Below are 14,216 nucleotides of genomic sequence, written 5' to 3'. Positions count from 1 at the left end.
AAGGTTTCATGGCCGACCCAGCGTTCCACTTGAAGTTGATTCAGGGGCAAGGGGGCCTCAAGGGAATGCAGGCGGGTGTGACGAGGCATGGTGGAGTCGGGTGAGTTCATCGCGGTGATATCCATCTTCAAGGCTGCGGCCATGCAGTCGGTTGAAAAGCTCGCCGTTTAGCCAGTCGGGGATCACCCGCCATATGTACCAAGGCGTAGGAAGTTCATGGCGCGTATAAAAAGAACAGGTACGCGAGAGGCCAGTGTGCCTAGGTGTGCGGGAAGATGGGGGGGTGTTCGGTGTTTAAATAGATGAGCTACAGCAAGTAAGGAAAAGTCCTACAAGACTCCGCACATTGAAGTTCTTTATTGCTACTTAGTTTCAAAAAAACTAAAACGCTAGAGCCAGATAGGACGCTCTGCTTCACAAGAGCGCCCTGAGCGGCATTTCTTTTTGCTGGGAGTCGGAACGATCAGAGACGCTGGATAGTCAGGCTACCCGGCGTCCCCTGGGGTCCCGGTTGTCCCGCCAGCCCCGCACGCCCGGACTTACCACCTGCGGCCTTGTAGACAAAGCAACCCTTGGATTTGCCGCCCGCGCCCGGGCGCCCCGCCGCGCCAGCCGGACCGCCAGCGCCGCCATCGACTTGGACCTTGATCTGCTCGGTCGGATAATCGCGCGGTAGCTCCAACCGAACCTGCGCTCCCGGCGCACCCGGACGGCCATCGCCGCCATTGTCACCATCGGCCCCCCTGCCGGCCTGACCCCAGGTGCAACCCGGTTCCTCGCCATTGGCGCCGTCGAGCCCGACATAACCAGGAGTCCCGGTACCGCCACGGGCATCCACCGACAACAATGATCCGCTCAGTGCATCGATCCGCAGGTTCAGGTTACGACCTGGCAATGGCGCTTTCTGGTAGTTGCCCGGCGTACCCCGCGCAGTAATCTGACTGCCACTGCCTAACTCGGCGCGACCGGCCCTGAACTCGAAACTCTGTTCGCCGGGCACGATGGCGATACGCGCCTCATACCCCAGGTGCAGTTCGTCCACGCTCAACTGGGTGATACCCGCTGGCACTAGCAAGGTGCCATGATCTACTACCTCCAATCGTTCCAACTGCAACACATGGATATTACCCGGCAGGCGTAACAGCGAATTGGGGGCAACACTGACGACCTGGGCAAACGCCAGTGGGCTGCACAGCACTGCCAACAGACACAGACTACGCATGGCTGACTTCCTCGCACGTCGGTGACAGTAGAATCTGCAGATGGAACATACCGAACGCCAGGATCTGCGCCCGATCACGCCAAGGCTGCCGACGACCTTGCAGGTCGCCGTTGAACAGCAGTATCTCAAGCAGGTGGGTCAGCAACAGCAGGCTCCCGACCAGATTCACCCCTAAACCAAACGGGCTGACCAGCGGATGCGCCAGGTTGCTCAGCAGCACCAGCCAGAACAACAGCATCATGACCTTTCCCAACCCCCACAGCAGCTTCATATGCCCCCCTTGTATATTATTCTTCGGGCGCACAGTAACGGCTTGCCTAGGCAATGTGCCAGGGAACTCGGAAAATTATTCACCGACAGCCGCCCGGCTCACCCATTCGGCGAAACTTTTCGGTCCAGAGATGCTGTCCGGCTAGTGGCCTGTACAATGAGTTCGTTAGCTCAAGTTCGGATGTCACACGTCCATGGCCAAGGCGCTGTGACCCGTCTAGTCGGGCTATGGCGAGCAACAGCAACGCCAGCCAGGGGCGGGTGGCGCCGAAATCGACGAACAGCACTCAGCACACGGGCCACTAGGCCACGCCGTTCAGGCAGGCTAGTCTTTGCAGTTCTGAATGAGGATTGTCGATGACCGAGAGCATTTCTTCGCGCACGCCCCAACAAGCCCTGGCCGCGTTGCTGGATCGCTATGCACCGCAGAACCTATTGTTGGTGGGCGCGGGCAGCTTTCCAGCACTCGAGGCCTTTCAGGCCGTGCACCCACAGACCCAGGTTGCCGTCGCCGAACCGGGAGCGCTGCCAGCCGAGCTGGCGGTACGACGCTTCGACCTGGCGCTGGTGATCGATTGCCTGGAGCACCTGCCCAAGCGCGCCGGTCGGGAATTGCTCGGCGGCATCCGCAACCTCAATGCCAGCCGCATCGCGGTGCTGGTGGACATGCCGGCCAGCGGCTGGCAGGACAGCGACTTCTTTGCCCTGGCCCTGCAAAGCAGCGAGCGTTTCCAGCGTGACCAGCAGGTACTGACGCTGTTCACTTACGATCTACGCGAATACAAACAGGTACCGGACTGGCTCAACGCCAAGTTCTGGGCCAACCCGGAAAACTTCGGCAAGTACTGGTGGTAATCCGATGAGTACATCCATTTGTCCCTGCGGCAGCGGCAATCTGCTGGATGCCTGCTGCGGCCACTATCATGCAGGTCATCCCGCACCCGGTGCCGAGGCGCTGATGCGGTCGCGCTACAGCGCCTATGTGCTGGGGCTGGTCGACTATCTGGTGACCACCACCCTGCCCAGCCAACAGCACGACCTGGATCGCCAGTCCATCGCCGACTGGAGCGCGCAAAGCACCTGGCTGGGCCTGCAGGTGGAAAGCGCGGAGGTCTTCGGCGGCCATCCCGAGCACGCCTTTGTGACCTTTACCGTGCGCTGGCATGACCACGGCGGCGAACACAGCCACCGCGAGCGCTCATCCTTTGTCCAGAACGGCGGGCGCTGGTATTTCATCGACCCAACCGTCCCGCTCAAGGCCGGACGCAATGATGCCTGCCCCTGTGGCAGCGGGCAGAAATTCAAGAAGTGCTGTTCAGGCTATCTGCTCAACTGAGCTTCAGGTGGGACGTATCGGGCACTGCGGCGCCAGCCGGCGCCGGAATCTGGCCCATGTCACTGCCCACCGGCGCCACGCTGAACGCTGACAGGTCGAAGAGCGGTGCGACAGGCGCTGGCCTGGGGTCTTGCATATCGCTGCCGACCTCGGCAATCACATAATCCGGCGCATCGACCTCGCTGAAAGCGGCCATATAGGCATCTCGTGGCACCGCTCGGGCACGGGCGACTGGCTCGGGAGCCGCGCTCATCTCGATCTCCTCCATCGGCATCTCAAGCACCGTGACCACGGCGCCGGCACGTTCGATGCTCGCCCGGTACTTCTCGGCGGCGGCCGCCTCGAGGTTGTTCTTCAGGACCAGGCGGCGCCCGGAAAACAGCAGTTCGATACGCTGCGCATCGGCCTGGAACAGCCGCGCCAGGTTGCTCCTGACCTGCTCGACCGGAGCGCCGGGGACCAGTTCGCCGCTGAAGACAATCTCATAAAGACTCATGACCACACTCCTAGTGCGTCGGGCTCGGTTGCGCCGCGCCACTGACCCGCAGTATCGCCCAGGTGGTTTTACCATCACAACCTGGCGACGCCGGGGCGACGGGCTTGCTAGACTGCATCTTCGGTGGGAGGAATCTATGTATTCACGGACACTCGGGTCCCTTGGCTTGGTGATGCTGTTGGCGCTGTCCGGCTGCGCGTCCTGGCTCGACGCCGGGCCCCTTGACCCCGAGGTCCACCTGGTGCGGGTAGAGCCGGTCAAGGTCAAGATGCTGCAACAGACATTCAAGCTGCATTTGCGGGTCGACAACCCCAACGACAACACCCTGACCGTGCGCGGACTGCGCTATCGGATCTACCTGGATCAATGGTTGCTGGCCGAGGGCGAGTCCGACGAATGGCTGACGGTGGCGCCCAACAGCCGGGCGTTTTTTGTCGTGCCGGTGCAGACCAATCTCTGGCAGCACCTGAAGCCTTTGGCCAAGCGCCTGAAAAGACAAGCCGACCAGCCGATTCCCTATCGCCTGGAGGGCGAGCTGAAAACTGGATTATTCATCGGCTATGACGTGCACCTGGTACGCAAAGGCGAGATAATTGCCAGCGATTTAATTTCGGAGTAGTTCCCGCATGACTCAGCAACCTCACGTCCATGGCCCTGATTGCAATCACGATCACGATCATGATCACGCACACCACGACCACGACCACGGCCACGTTCACGGGCCAAACTGCGGCCACGCTCATCAGGAACCGGTACGCAACACACTCAAGGACGTGGGCCGCAACGACCCTTGCCCTTGCGGCAACGGCAAGAAGTTCAAGAAGTGCCACGGGGCCTGATCGCCCATCGGTGTCAACAAGACCTGCTTAGCGCAGGTCTCTTTTTATCCGCACGCCGCCAACAGAAAGCTCAATCACCGCCCGCTCGGTGATCGTGTTACCGGGGCTTCGATAGCCCATCGACCCTCGACGAACGACTTTCAATCTGGAACCGGGCTATTGCGCCTGTTCCCGCAGCATTTTCGGATGCGCGGGGATAGACACCCAGCCCTGCCGTGCCACGGAGTTCAACACTGCATCGATAATCGCCGCCGAACGCAGCCCATCCATAAAGGTAGGCAACCCCTCAGGGGACTCGCCATCGATGGCACGATAGGTATCACCGATAAACGCTGCGAAGCAGTCGACATAACCTTGACCATGACCGGCGGGCACCGTGGCCAGGCGACGCTGTTCGGATGCACCGCGCGAAGGGTCCTTGACCCGCAGTTCAACTGCATCGACACCGCCGATCCAGAGCTGTTCCGGGGTTTCCTGGTTGAATACCAGGCTGCGCCGGGCCCCATCGATTTCGAACCACAGGCGATTCTTGCGCCCGGCCGATACCTGGCTGATGGTGACGTTGGCCAGGATGCCCGTGGTGGTGCGCAACAGGGCAACCGCCACATCTTCGGTAGCGACCGCGACCGTGGAGCCCATGGGCGACTCGGCCACGGCGCTGAAGGTCTGGCTCGCCAGGGTCGGGCGGGTCTTGATGGTGGTCGAGAGGCTGGCCACCACCGCCTCGAAGCGCTCACCGCTGATCCACTCGACCAGATCGCACCAATGCGAGCCGATATCGGCGAACGCCCGTGAAGCACCGCCCTTCCCGGCATCGACCCGCCAGTTGCTGTGGCGGCTGTCCAGCAACCAGTCCTGCAAGTAGCTGCCATGAATCAGTTGCAGCGCCCCGATGTCGCCGCTTTGCACGCGCGCACGGGCTTCCCTCACCATCGGGTGATAGCGATAGACAAAGGGAACGGTGGCGACCAGGCCGCGCTCGGTCGCCAGGGACGCCAACACCTGCGCATCAGCCAAGGTGGTTGCCAACGGTTTCTCACAGATCACATGCTTACCGGCCTTCAGCGCGGCCTCGGCAGCCGGGAGGTGGTAGGCATTGGGCGAGCAGATATGCACGACCTCGACCGAAGGGTCGGCCATCACCGCTTCAAGGGACTCGAACGCGCACTCCGCGCCCCACTCGCCCGCCACTTGCCGCGAACGCTCGGGCGATGAGGCCAGCACACCGCGCAGGCGGGCTCCCACCTGGCGCGCCGCCTGCCAATGCACGGCGCCGATCATCCCGGTGCCAATGATCGCAATGGAACGTGGCTTCATATCGTCTCCGTGTCTTCGTACCACCATCCCCTGTGCCCCTGTTATCTGCCGTGAAGCCTTGCAGTTGAGCATCAACGGCTTCCACCCGACAAGTCATTGGGAGTAAAACAGTCGACTCACGGCGAACCGCCGCGCAAGATTCGCAACGGTTCAACGAGAACCGACCTGGAGAGCGCCATGATCGACCTGTATTATTGGACCACCCCCAACGGCCACAAAATCACGATATTCCTGGAGGAGGCCGGCCTGCCCTATCAGGTCCATCCGGTAAATATCGGCACCGGCGAGCAATTCAAGCCCGAATTCCTGAAGATCGCTCCCAATAACCGAATTCCGGCAATCGTCGACCACACGCCAGCCGACGGTGGCGAACCACTGTCGTTATTCGAGTCCGGGGCGATCCTGCTGTATCTGGCGGAAAAGATCGATCGCTTTATGCCCCAGGACCTGCGTGGGCGCCAAGAGGCCCTGCAATGGCTGTTCTGGCAGATGGGCGGCCTGGGGCCGATGGCCGGGCAGAATCATCACTTCAATGTGTTCGCGCCAGAAAAAATCCCCTACGCGATGAAGCGCTATATCGACGAGACCGCCCGTTTGTACGGCGTGCTGGATAAGCGTCTGACCGACCGCGAGTTCGTCGCCGGTCATGAATACAGCATCGCCGACATGGCGATTTACCCATGGATCGCTTCCCACCAGCGCCAGAGCCAGAAACTGCAAGACTTCCCCCACCTGCATCGCTGGTTCAAGGTCATCCAGGCTCGGCCAGCCACCGAGCGCGCCTATGCCTGGGTGGACAGAATCAACCCGCCCAAGACTTGAAGCCTCGACAGAAACGGGCGAGATTGCGCAAAACCGAAAATAAGCGCAGCTCCCGTCTTGCGCGGCTTCCTCCTGCTCACTAACGTAGCGCCTTTACTGACGCTACCCCCCGCAGGAGCCTTGCCATGGCCTCGCCAGCCTTTCCCCCTTTTCTTCACAAGTGTGGCGTTGCCGCCGCCGTGGCGGGCCTGCTCGGCCTGAGCGGCTGCCAGGCCTGGAACACCCAGGACAGCCTGCCGCCGACCTCCGGCGTACAGCCTCTCAAGGGGCTCGCGCAGAACGTGTCGGTGCGCCGCAATGCTAGCGGCATGCCGTTGATCGAAAGCAGCACCTTCCATGATGCGCTGTTCACCTTCGGTTACGTCCACGCCAGCGACCGTATCACCCAGATGGTTACCCTGCGCCTGCTGGCCCAAGGCCGTCTGGCGGAAATGAACGGGGTCGAGGCCCTGGATAGCGACCGGTTCATGCGCGCGGTCAATCTGAAAAAAAGCGCAGGCGAGCTGTACAACGCCGCGTCGCCGCGCCTCAAACGTTTCTTCGAAGTCTATGCCCGGGGCGTCAACGCCTACCTGTTCCGCTACCGCGACAAGCTGCCGGCGGACCTGGCCCAGACCGGCTACACGCCCGAATACTGGAAACCGGAAGACTCCGCGCTGATCTTCTGCCTACTGAACTTCCAGTGGTCGGCCAACCTGCAGCAGGAGATCTCGTCGCTGGTCATCGCTCAGAAAGTCGGAATCGACAAACTCCCCTGGCTGACCCCGACCGCGCCGGACGAGCCACTGCTCCAGGCAGATGCGGACAAGCTCAAAGGCGTGGTCCTGAGCCAAATTGCCGGGCTCGGCGCCGTCAACCAGGCAGTCAGGCAAGTGGCGGCACTCAACGGCCTCGGTGCCACCACCTCGACCAACTGGGCCATCGGCCCACAGCACAGTCGCAGCGGCAAAAGCCTGCTGGCCGCCGACTTGCAGCAACCGACCAGTGCCCCCGGCGCCTGGAACTACGTGCAGATCCGTGCACCGAAATACCAGGCCGCCGGCGCCTCGCTCGCCGGCCTGCCGGCGATTCTCTCCGGCTTCAACGGCAAGGTGGCCTGGAGCATGGCCGCAGTACTCGGCGACGACCAGGACCTGTTCCTGGAAAAACTCAAGCGCCAGGGCACTGCGCTCTATTACGAAGTCGACGGCAAATGGCTGCCGGCCAGCGTGCGCAACGAAACCTTCTTTATCAAAGGCCAGCGCTCGATCCGCGAGAGCGTCTTCGAAACCCGTCATGGGCCATTGCTCAACAGCGCCCTGGGCGATACGCCGCTGGCCAACGGTTATGGCCTGGCCTTGCAGACCCCGTCGCTCAAGGACGACAAGAGCCTCGATGCGTTTTTCGATCTGTCCCGAGCACAGACCATCGAGAAGGCCTCGGACGCCAGCCGGGAAATCCGCGCCGTCGCCCTGAATATGATCTTCGCCGATGCCGGCCATATCGGCTGGCAGGTCACCGGTCGCTATCCGAATCGCCGCGAAGGCGAGGGCCTGTTCCCGTCGCCGGGCTGGGACGGCCGCTTCGACTGGGACGGTTATGCCGATGCGATGCTCCATCCTTACGACCAGGACCCGCGCCAGGGTTGGCTGGGCACCGCCAACCAGCGCACGGCGGCCAAGGGTTACGGCATGCAACTGTCCAACTCCTGGTATTACCCGGAGCGCGGCGAACGCCTGGCGGAACTGGCCGTCTCCGGCAAGCAGGACACTCGCAGCGTCATTGCCATGCAGTACGACCAGAGCACCACCTTCGCCAACAAGCTGAAGAAGATGTTCGCAGCGCCGGGCATGGCTCAGCCGCTCAAGCAGGCTATCGATGCACTGCCCGAAGCCGAGCGCGGCAAGGCGCGAGAAGCCTTCAGCCGCCTGATGGCGTTCGACGGCAAGCTCAGCCCAACCTCGGCCGACGCCGCGCTATACGAACTGTTCTTGCAAGAAAGCATGAAGCAGATCTTCCTCGACAAACTCGGCCCGGAAAACGGACCGGTCTGGCAGGCGTTTATCGCCAATGGCCGGTTGTCCTACTCGGCCCAGGCCGACCATTTGCTGGGGCGTGAGGACAGCCCGTTCTGGGACGACAGTCGCACCCCGCAGAAGGAAGACAAGCCGGCCATCCTGGCCCGCAGCCTGGCGGCGGCGATCACTGCCGGCGACAGCCAGTTGGGGGTCGACCACAAGGCCTGGCAATGGGGCAAGTTGCACCGATACGAATGGAAGAACGCCAGCGGCCAGGTGATCCGTGGGCCGATCCAGGCTGGCGGCGATCACACCACCCTCAACACTGCGGCCTATCTGTGGGGCGGTGCGAACTTCGACACCACCCTGGCGCCGGCACTACGGCTGATCGTCGACTTCGGCCAGACCGAGCCAATGCTCGGCCAGCAAAGCCCCGGCCAGTCCGGCAATCCGGCCAGTCCGCACTACGCCAACGGCATCGACAACTGGTTGAAGGCCCAGTACGTCAGTTTCCCCATGCAGCCACAGAACTTCGACAAGGCCTATGGCACTACGCGCCTGACGCTGACACCGGGCAAGTAATCCCGACATCTGGACTGTGGCGAGCGGGCTCGCCCACTCGCCACAGTCTGCGCATCAGCCGGGTGCGTCCTCACAGGGCGTTTCTTGCACTGATAGGGAGCACCGGTTTCTTGATGCCCGATTTCGGGCATCATCGGCTGGCCTGTAGCCATTTCCTACATTTTAAAACGCTTGTTCGGAACTATGGTTCGGAAATTGCTACTTTTACCGAGTCATACGCGTTCCAGTAACAGCACTCAGCGCCACAAGCGCTCATCTTGGTTTTTAGGGATTGAATAATGAAAAAAGCATTGCTGACCCTTTCTGCACTGGCTCTTTGCATGGCCGCCGGCGTCGCCACGGCCAAGGAATACAAGGAGCTGCGCTTTGGCGTGGATCCGTCCTACGCGCCCTTCGAATCCAAAGCCGCTGACGGCAGCCTGGTCGGCTTCGACATTGACCTGGGCAATGCCATCTGTGCCGAACTGAAGGTCAAATGCAAATGGGTAGAAAGTGACTTCGACGGCATGATCCCTGGCCTCAACGCCAACAAGTTCGACGGTGTGATTTCCTCGATGACCGTGACCGAAGCCCGTGAGAAGGCCATCGACTTCTCCAACGAACTGTTTTCCGGCCCGACTTCCCTGGTGTTCAAAAAAGGTGCGAACTACTCCACGCCTGAGTCCCTCAAGGGCAAGAGCGTGGGCTACGAGCAAGGCACCATCCAGGAAACCTATGCCAAGGCGGTGCTGGACAAGGCCGGCGTGACGACCAAAGCCTATGCCAACCAAGACCAGGTTTATGCCGACCTGACCTCCGGTCGTCTCGATGCCTCGGTACAGGACATGCTCCAGGCTGAACTGGGCTTTCTGAAATCGCCAGCCGGTGCCAACTACGAAGTCAGCCAGGCGATTGACGATCCGCTGCTGCCGGCGAAAACCGCTGTCGGTATCAAAAAAGGTAACAAAGACCTCAAGGCATTGCTCAATAAAGGTATCGAAGCGTTACACAAGGACGGCACCTACGCCACCATCCAGAAGAAACACTTTGGCGATCTGAATCTGTATAGCGGGAAATAATCCCCTGGGCGCCCTCTCGACGGGGGCGCTATCTTGATAGCCAAAGGCACACGTTCATGTTCGACAACCTCCTGCATACTCTGGGACTTTCCGTCTTCAGCTTGAAGGGCTTTGGCCCGATCCTGCTGGAAGGCACCTGGATGACCATCAAATTATCGATATTATCGCTGCTGGTGAGCGTTCTGCTCGGCCTGCTCGGCGCCAGTGCCAAACTCTCCAGCTTCTCCCTGTTACGGATCCCGGCCCAGCTCTATACCACGCTGATTCGTGGGGTACCCGACCTGGTGCTGATGCTGCTGATTTTCTACAGTCTGCAAACCTGGCTCTCCAGCCTGACGGACGCCATGGAGTGGGAATACATCGAAATCGACCCGTTCGCCGCCGGAGTCATCACCCTGGGTTTCATCTACGGCGCCTATTTCACCGAGACTTTTCGCGGTGCGATTCTCGCCGTGCCGCGTGGGCAACTCGAGGCCGCCACCGCCTATGGCCTGAGCCGTGCCCAGCGCTTTCGCTTCGTGACCTTCCCGCAGATGATGCGCTTCGCCCTGCCGGGCATCGGCAACAATTGGATGGTGATCCTCAAGGCCACCGCGCTGGTCTCGATCATCGGCCTCGCCGATCTGGTCAAGGCGGCCCAGGATGCCGGCAAGAGCACCTATCAACTGTTTTATTTCCTGGTACTTGCCGCCTTGATCTATCTGCTTATCACCAGTGCCTCGAACTATGTCCTACGCTGGCTTGAACGGCGGTATGCCGCCGGTGCCCGGGAGGCCTTACGATGATCGAGCTCCTCGAACAATACTGGCGTCCATTCCTCTACAGCGACGGCCAGCACATCACCGGCCTGGCGATGACCCTATGGCTGCTCAGCGCCTCGATCTTCTTGGGTTTCCTGGTATCGATTCCGCTATCCATCGCCCGCGTCTCGCCCAAGCGCCGTATCCGCTGGCCAGTGGAGTTCTACACTTATTTGTTTCGTGGCACACCGCTGTATATTCAATTGCTGATCTGCTACACCGGGATCTACAGCCTGGAAGCGGTGCGTAACCAGCCGCTGCTCAACTCGTTCTTTCGCGATGCGATGAACTGCACCATTCTCGCCTTCGCCCTGAATACCTGTGCCTACACCACGGAGATCTTCGCCGGGGCGATTCGCAGCATGAACCATGGCGAGGTCGAAGCGGCCAAGGCCTATGGCCTCAGCGGCTGGAAGCTCTACGCCTATGTGATCATGCCATCAGCGCTGCGTCGCTCGCTGCCGTACTACAGCAACGAAGTGATCCTGATGCTGCATTCCACCACCGTGGCGTTTACCGCAACCCTTCCGGATATCCTCAAAGTCGCCCGGGACGCTAACTCGGCGACCTACATGACCTTCCAGTCGTTCGGTATCGCCGCGGTGATCTACCTGGCAATCACCTTCACCCTGGTCGGCCTGTTCCGGCTGGCCGAGCGCCGCTGGTTGGCCTTCCTCGGCCCGACTCACTAGGACTCCCGCGCATGCGTCATGTCACTCACGATCTGCTGGCGCCCGTACCGGGCACCGCCCGCCAGATCCATAGCTTTCACTTTGGTCCGGAACAAGCCGAACGCAAGATCTATATCCAGTCCTCCCTACATGCCGACGAACTGCCTGGCATGCTGGTGGCCTGGCATCTGAAGCGGCGTCTGGGCGAACTGGAACGGGACGGCCGTCTGCGCGGCGAAATCGTGCTGGTGCCAGTGGCCAACCCCATCGGCCTGGAACAGGTACTGATGGACGTGCCCCTGGGGCGCTACGAGCTCGAAAGCGGGCAGAACTTCAACCGCTGGTTCGTCGACCTCAGCAACGAGATCGGCAATCAGTTGGACACCCTGCTCAACGATGATCCGCGGCACAATCTGCAGCTGATTCGCCGGCTGCTCAAGGCCGCCCTAGCGGCGCAAGTACCGGCCACTCAGTTGCAATCCCAGCGCCTGGCCCTGCAACGCATCGCCTGCGATGCCGATAGGGTGCTCGACCTGCATTGCGACTTCGAAGCCGTGACTCATCTGTACACCACCCCCGAAGCCTGGCCGCAGGTCGAGCCACTGGCCCGCTACATCGGGTCCGAAGCCAGCCTGTTGGCGACCGACTCGGGCGGCCAGTCGTTCGACGAATGCTTCACCCTGCTCTGGTGGGACTTGCGGCAACGCTTCGGCGAGCGCTTCGCCATTCCCCAGGGCAGCATCTCGGTGACCGTCGAATTGCGCGGCCAGGGGGATGTCAATCACCCACTGGCGAGCCGCGACTGCCAGGCGATACTCGACTACCTGACGCATTTCGGTGTCATCGACGGCGACGTCGCGCCGCTACCGGAGCTGCCCTACCCGGCGACCCCGCTGGCCGGCGTGGAGCCGGTGGCGACGCCGACAGGCGGGCTGCTGGTGTTCAGCGCCCTGGCGGGACAATACCTGAAGGCCGGGCAACTGATCGCTGAAGTCATCGACCCGATCACCGACCGCGTCACCCCCATTTATTGCAGCACGGCGGGTCTGCTCTATGCCCGCTCGCTGCGCCGCATGGCAACCGCCGGTATGGTCGTCGCCCATGTCGCTGGCCGCGAAGCCTATCGCAGCGGCTATCTACTTTCTCCTTGAGGTGCCCATGTACAAACTGACCATTGAAGGCCTACACAAGTGCTATGGCGAACACCAAGTGCTCAAGGGTGTTTCGCTGAAGGCCAAGACCGGTGACGTGATCAGCCTGATCGGCGCCAGTGGCTCGGGAAAGAGCACCTTCCTGCGCTGTATCAACTTCCTGGAAACGCCCGACAACGGGGCCATGAGCCTCGACGGCCAGGCGATCCGCATGATCAGCGACAAGCACGGCATGCGCGTGGCCGACGATGCCGAGCTGCAACGCCTGCGCACCCGCTTGGCGATGGTGTTCCAACACTTCAACCTGTGGAGCCATATGAGCGTGCTGGAAAACATCACCATGGCCCCGCGCCGGGTGCTGGGGATCAGCAGGAAGGATGCCGAGGAACGTGCCTGTCGCTATCTGGACAAGGTTGGCTTGCCGAGCCGGGTCGCCGAACAGTACCCGGCGTTTCTCTCCGGTGGCCAGCAACAGCGCGTGGCGATTGCCCGGGCCTTGGCGATGGAACCGGAGGTGATGTTGTTCGACGAACCGACTTCGGCCCTCGACCCGGAACTGGTGGGCGAAGTGCTCAAGGTGATTCAAGGCCTGGCCGAAGAAGGCCGGACCATGATCATGGTGACCCATGAAATGAGCTTTGCGCGAAAAGTTTCAAGCCAGGTGCTGTTCCTGCACCAGGGTCTGGTGGAAGAACAGGGCGCGCCGGACGATGTGCTGGGCAATCCGCAAAGCGAGCGGCTGCGCCAGTTCCTCAGCGGCAACCTGAAGTAACCGGCGTCAGCCGTGTGCGGCCTGCCAAGGGTAGGCCAGCCACTTCTGCAGGCGCTGGGCAAACCGTCCGCTCTCCATATCCTGGTGCAACCACTGGTCGACGTACTGCTTGAGCACAATGTCCCTGGGTAACAGCACGGCCTTCTCGGAAAAGTCGAAAGGCTGCTGGGGGTGTACCGCGCACAGTTCAGGATGCAGTTTCTGTTGCAGCAACGTCTCCACGGCATCGGTCAGCATCAGGTCGGCCTTGCCGTCGACGATCTGCTGGAAAATGGTGACATTGTCCTCGTGTATCACGATCCGCGCCTGCTTGAGATTGGCCCGGGCGAACTTTTCATTGGTTCCGCCGGGATTGACGATGGCCCGTACCTGTGGCCGATCAATCTGCTCCAGGGTCTGGAATGCCTGCTGTCGCGAACACAACGTGATCGGCGTCTTGCCGTCGCGCTGGTAAGGCTGCGAGAACAACGCCAGTCTCTGGCGCTCCATGTTCACTGAGATGCCACTGATGCCAAGGTCAAAGCGGTCGGCCTGCAAATCGCTCATCAGCGTCGGCCAAGTGGTCGGCACCAGTTCCAGGCGAACGCCCAAAGAACTCGCCAGGCCTTCGGCCAATTCGATATCCAGGCCGATAAAGCGCTCGACGGTCTTGTAGCTGAAGGGCTTGTAATCCCCCGTAGTGCCGACCCGCAGCACCTCCTGCCCAAGGATCTGGTCGAGCCGGCTGCTGGCCTGTTGCTGTGGCGCGGGAGTTGTCGGCGCTGCGGTTGCGACGGCGGGACTGGCCAGCAGCACGGCCGTGAGCAGGGCTCGGAGAAACCTCGTGGGAATGAAAAACATCATAGGCAGCCCTTTTTATTGTCTGGTATCCATGAGTGCGTCG

Annotated in this window: 16 protein-coding genes; 11 read left to right on the top strand and 5 right to left on the bottom strand. The window is 61.3% G+C overall.

What is annotated here, in order from left to right; translation table 11 throughout:
* Positions 1–463 precede the first annotated feature (463 nt).
* Together BMX68_RS23485 and BMX68_RS23480 are read right to left on the bottom strand one after the other, a co-directional pair.
* Complete coding sequence (locus BMX68_RS23485) at positions 464–1,222, bottom strand: hypothetical protein (RefSeq protein WP_017129934.1); 759 nt, start codon at positions 1,220–1,222, stop codon at positions 464–466.
* Positions 1,215–1,493 (bottom strand): DUF1145 domain-containing protein, encoded by a 279-nt coding sequence (locus BMX68_RS23480; RefSeq protein WP_017129935.1) that lies wholly within the window; start codon positions 1,491–1,493, stop codon positions 1,215–1,217. The genes BMX68_RS23485 and BMX68_RS23480 overlap by 8 nt, the downstream gene beginning before the upstream one ends.
* Positions 1,494–1,849: 356 nt before the next feature.
* On the opposite strand from BMX68_RS23480, the gene BMX68_RS23475 reads away from it, so the two are divergent.
* Both BMX68_RS23475 and BMX68_RS23470 read left to right on the top strand, forming a co-directional pair.
* Positions 1,850–2,347 (top strand): DUF6231 family protein, encoded by a 498-nt coding sequence (locus tag BMX68_RS23475; protein WP_017129936.1) that lies wholly within the window; start codon positions 1,850–1,852, stop codon positions 2,345–2,347.
* A gap of 4 nt (positions 2,348–2,351) precedes the next feature.
* A complete protein-coding gene (locus BMX68_RS23470) occupies positions 2,352–2,828 on the top strand; it encodes a YchJ family protein (RefSeq protein WP_017129937.1) in 477 nt (158 codons plus the stop codon).
* Here BMX68_RS23470 and BMX68_RS23465 read toward each other — a convergent pair.
* On the bottom strand, positions 2,821–3,324 hold the full coding sequence (locus BMX68_RS23465) for a hypothetical protein (protein ID WP_017129938.1): 504 nt from the start codon (positions 3,322–3,324) through the stop codon (positions 2,821–2,823). The genes BMX68_RS23470 and BMX68_RS23465 overlap by 8 nt on opposite strands.
* Before the next feature lie 136 nt (positions 3,325–3,460).
* Between BMX68_RS23465 and BMX68_RS23460 the strand changes: the two genes are divergently transcribed.
* Both BMX68_RS23460 and BMX68_RS23455 read left to right on the top strand, forming a co-directional pair.
* A complete protein-coding gene (locus BMX68_RS23460; protein ID WP_026012967.1) occupies positions 3,461–3,943 on the top strand; it encodes an LEA/WHy family protein in 483 nt (160 codons plus the stop codon).
* Positions 3,944–3,950: 7 nt separating this feature from the next.
* Positions 3,951–4,163, top strand: a complete 213-nt coding sequence (locus BMX68_RS23455) for an SEC-C metal-binding domain-containing protein (protein ID WP_039792045.1) — start codon at positions 3,951–3,953, stop codon at positions 4,161–4,163.
* A gap of 156 nt (positions 4,164–4,319) precedes the next feature.
* Here BMX68_RS23455 and BMX68_RS23450 read toward each other — a convergent pair whose 3' ends face one another.
* The gene (locus tag BMX68_RS23450) at positions 4,320–5,480 is read right to left on the bottom strand and encodes a Gfo/Idh/MocA family protein (RefSeq protein ID WP_017129940.1); all 1,161 of its coding nucleotides are present in this window, start codon (positions 5,478–5,480) and stop codon (positions 4,320–4,322) included.
* Positions 5,481–5,657: 177 nt separating this feature from the next.
* Between BMX68_RS23450 and BMX68_RS23445 the strand changes: the two genes are divergently transcribed.
* The 7 genes from BMX68_RS23445 (at position 5,658) to BMX68_RS23415 (ending at position 13,333) form a co-directional block, all read left to right on the top strand.
* Positions 5,658–6,302, top strand: coding sequence for a glutathione binding-like protein (locus BMX68_RS23445; protein WP_017129941.1), 645 nt, complete (start codon positions 5,658–5,660; stop codon positions 6,300–6,302).
* 125 nt (positions 6,303–6,427) lie between these two features.
* The gene (locus BMX68_RS23440) at positions 6,428–8,881 is read left to right on the top strand and encodes a penicillin acylase family protein (RefSeq protein WP_017129942.1); all 2,454 of its coding nucleotides are present in this window, start codon (positions 6,428–6,430) and stop codon (positions 8,879–8,881) included.
* A gap of 278 nt (positions 8,882–9,159) precedes the next feature.
* Positions 9,160–9,939, top strand: a complete 780-nt coding sequence (locus BMX68_RS23435) for a transporter substrate-binding domain-containing protein (protein ID WP_017129943.1) — start codon at positions 9,160–9,162, stop codon at positions 9,937–9,939.
* Between the two features lie 56 nt (positions 9,940–9,995).
* On the top strand, positions 9,996–10,724 hold the full coding sequence (locus BMX68_RS23430; RefSeq protein WP_017129944.1) for an ABC transporter permease: 729 nt from the start codon (positions 9,996–9,998) through the stop codon (positions 10,722–10,724).
* Positions 10,721–11,431 (top strand): ABC transporter permease, encoded by a 711-nt coding sequence (locus tag BMX68_RS23425; RefSeq protein ID WP_017129945.1) that lies wholly within the window; start codon positions 10,721–10,723, stop codon positions 11,429–11,431. Before BMX68_RS23430 ends, BMX68_RS23425 begins: the two co-directional genes overlap by 4 nt.
* 11 nt (positions 11,432–11,442) lie before the next feature.
* Complete coding sequence (locus tag BMX68_RS23420; RefSeq protein WP_017129946.1) at positions 11,443–12,561, top strand: succinylglutamate desuccinylase/aspartoacylase family protein; 1,119 nt, start codon at positions 11,443–11,445, stop codon at positions 12,559–12,561.
* Between the two features lie 7 nt (positions 12,562–12,568).
* Positions 12,569–13,333: an ABC transporter ATP-binding protein gene (locus BMX68_RS23415; protein WP_017129947.1), complete on the top strand. Its 765-nt coding sequence runs from the start codon at positions 12,569–12,571 to the stop codon at positions 13,331–13,333.
* A 6-nt stretch (positions 13,334–13,339) separates the two neighbouring features.
* Here the strand turns inward: BMX68_RS23415 and BMX68_RS23410 are convergent, their stop codons facing one another.
* Entirely contained in the window at positions 13,340–14,176 is an 837-nt protein-coding gene (locus tag BMX68_RS23410; protein WP_143063349.1) for a transporter substrate-binding domain-containing protein, read from the bottom strand.
* Between the last annotated feature and the right edge of the window lie 40 nt (positions 14,177–14,216).

Source organism: Pseudomonas agarici (genome assembly GCF_900109755.1).
Lineage (GTDB): Bacteria > Pseudomonadota > Gammaproteobacteria > Pseudomonadales > Pseudomonadaceae > Aquipseudomonas > Aquipseudomonas agarici.
The sequence above is the reverse complement of the archived record's forward strand: the minus strand, read 5'-3'. Positions and strand labels throughout refer to the sequence as shown.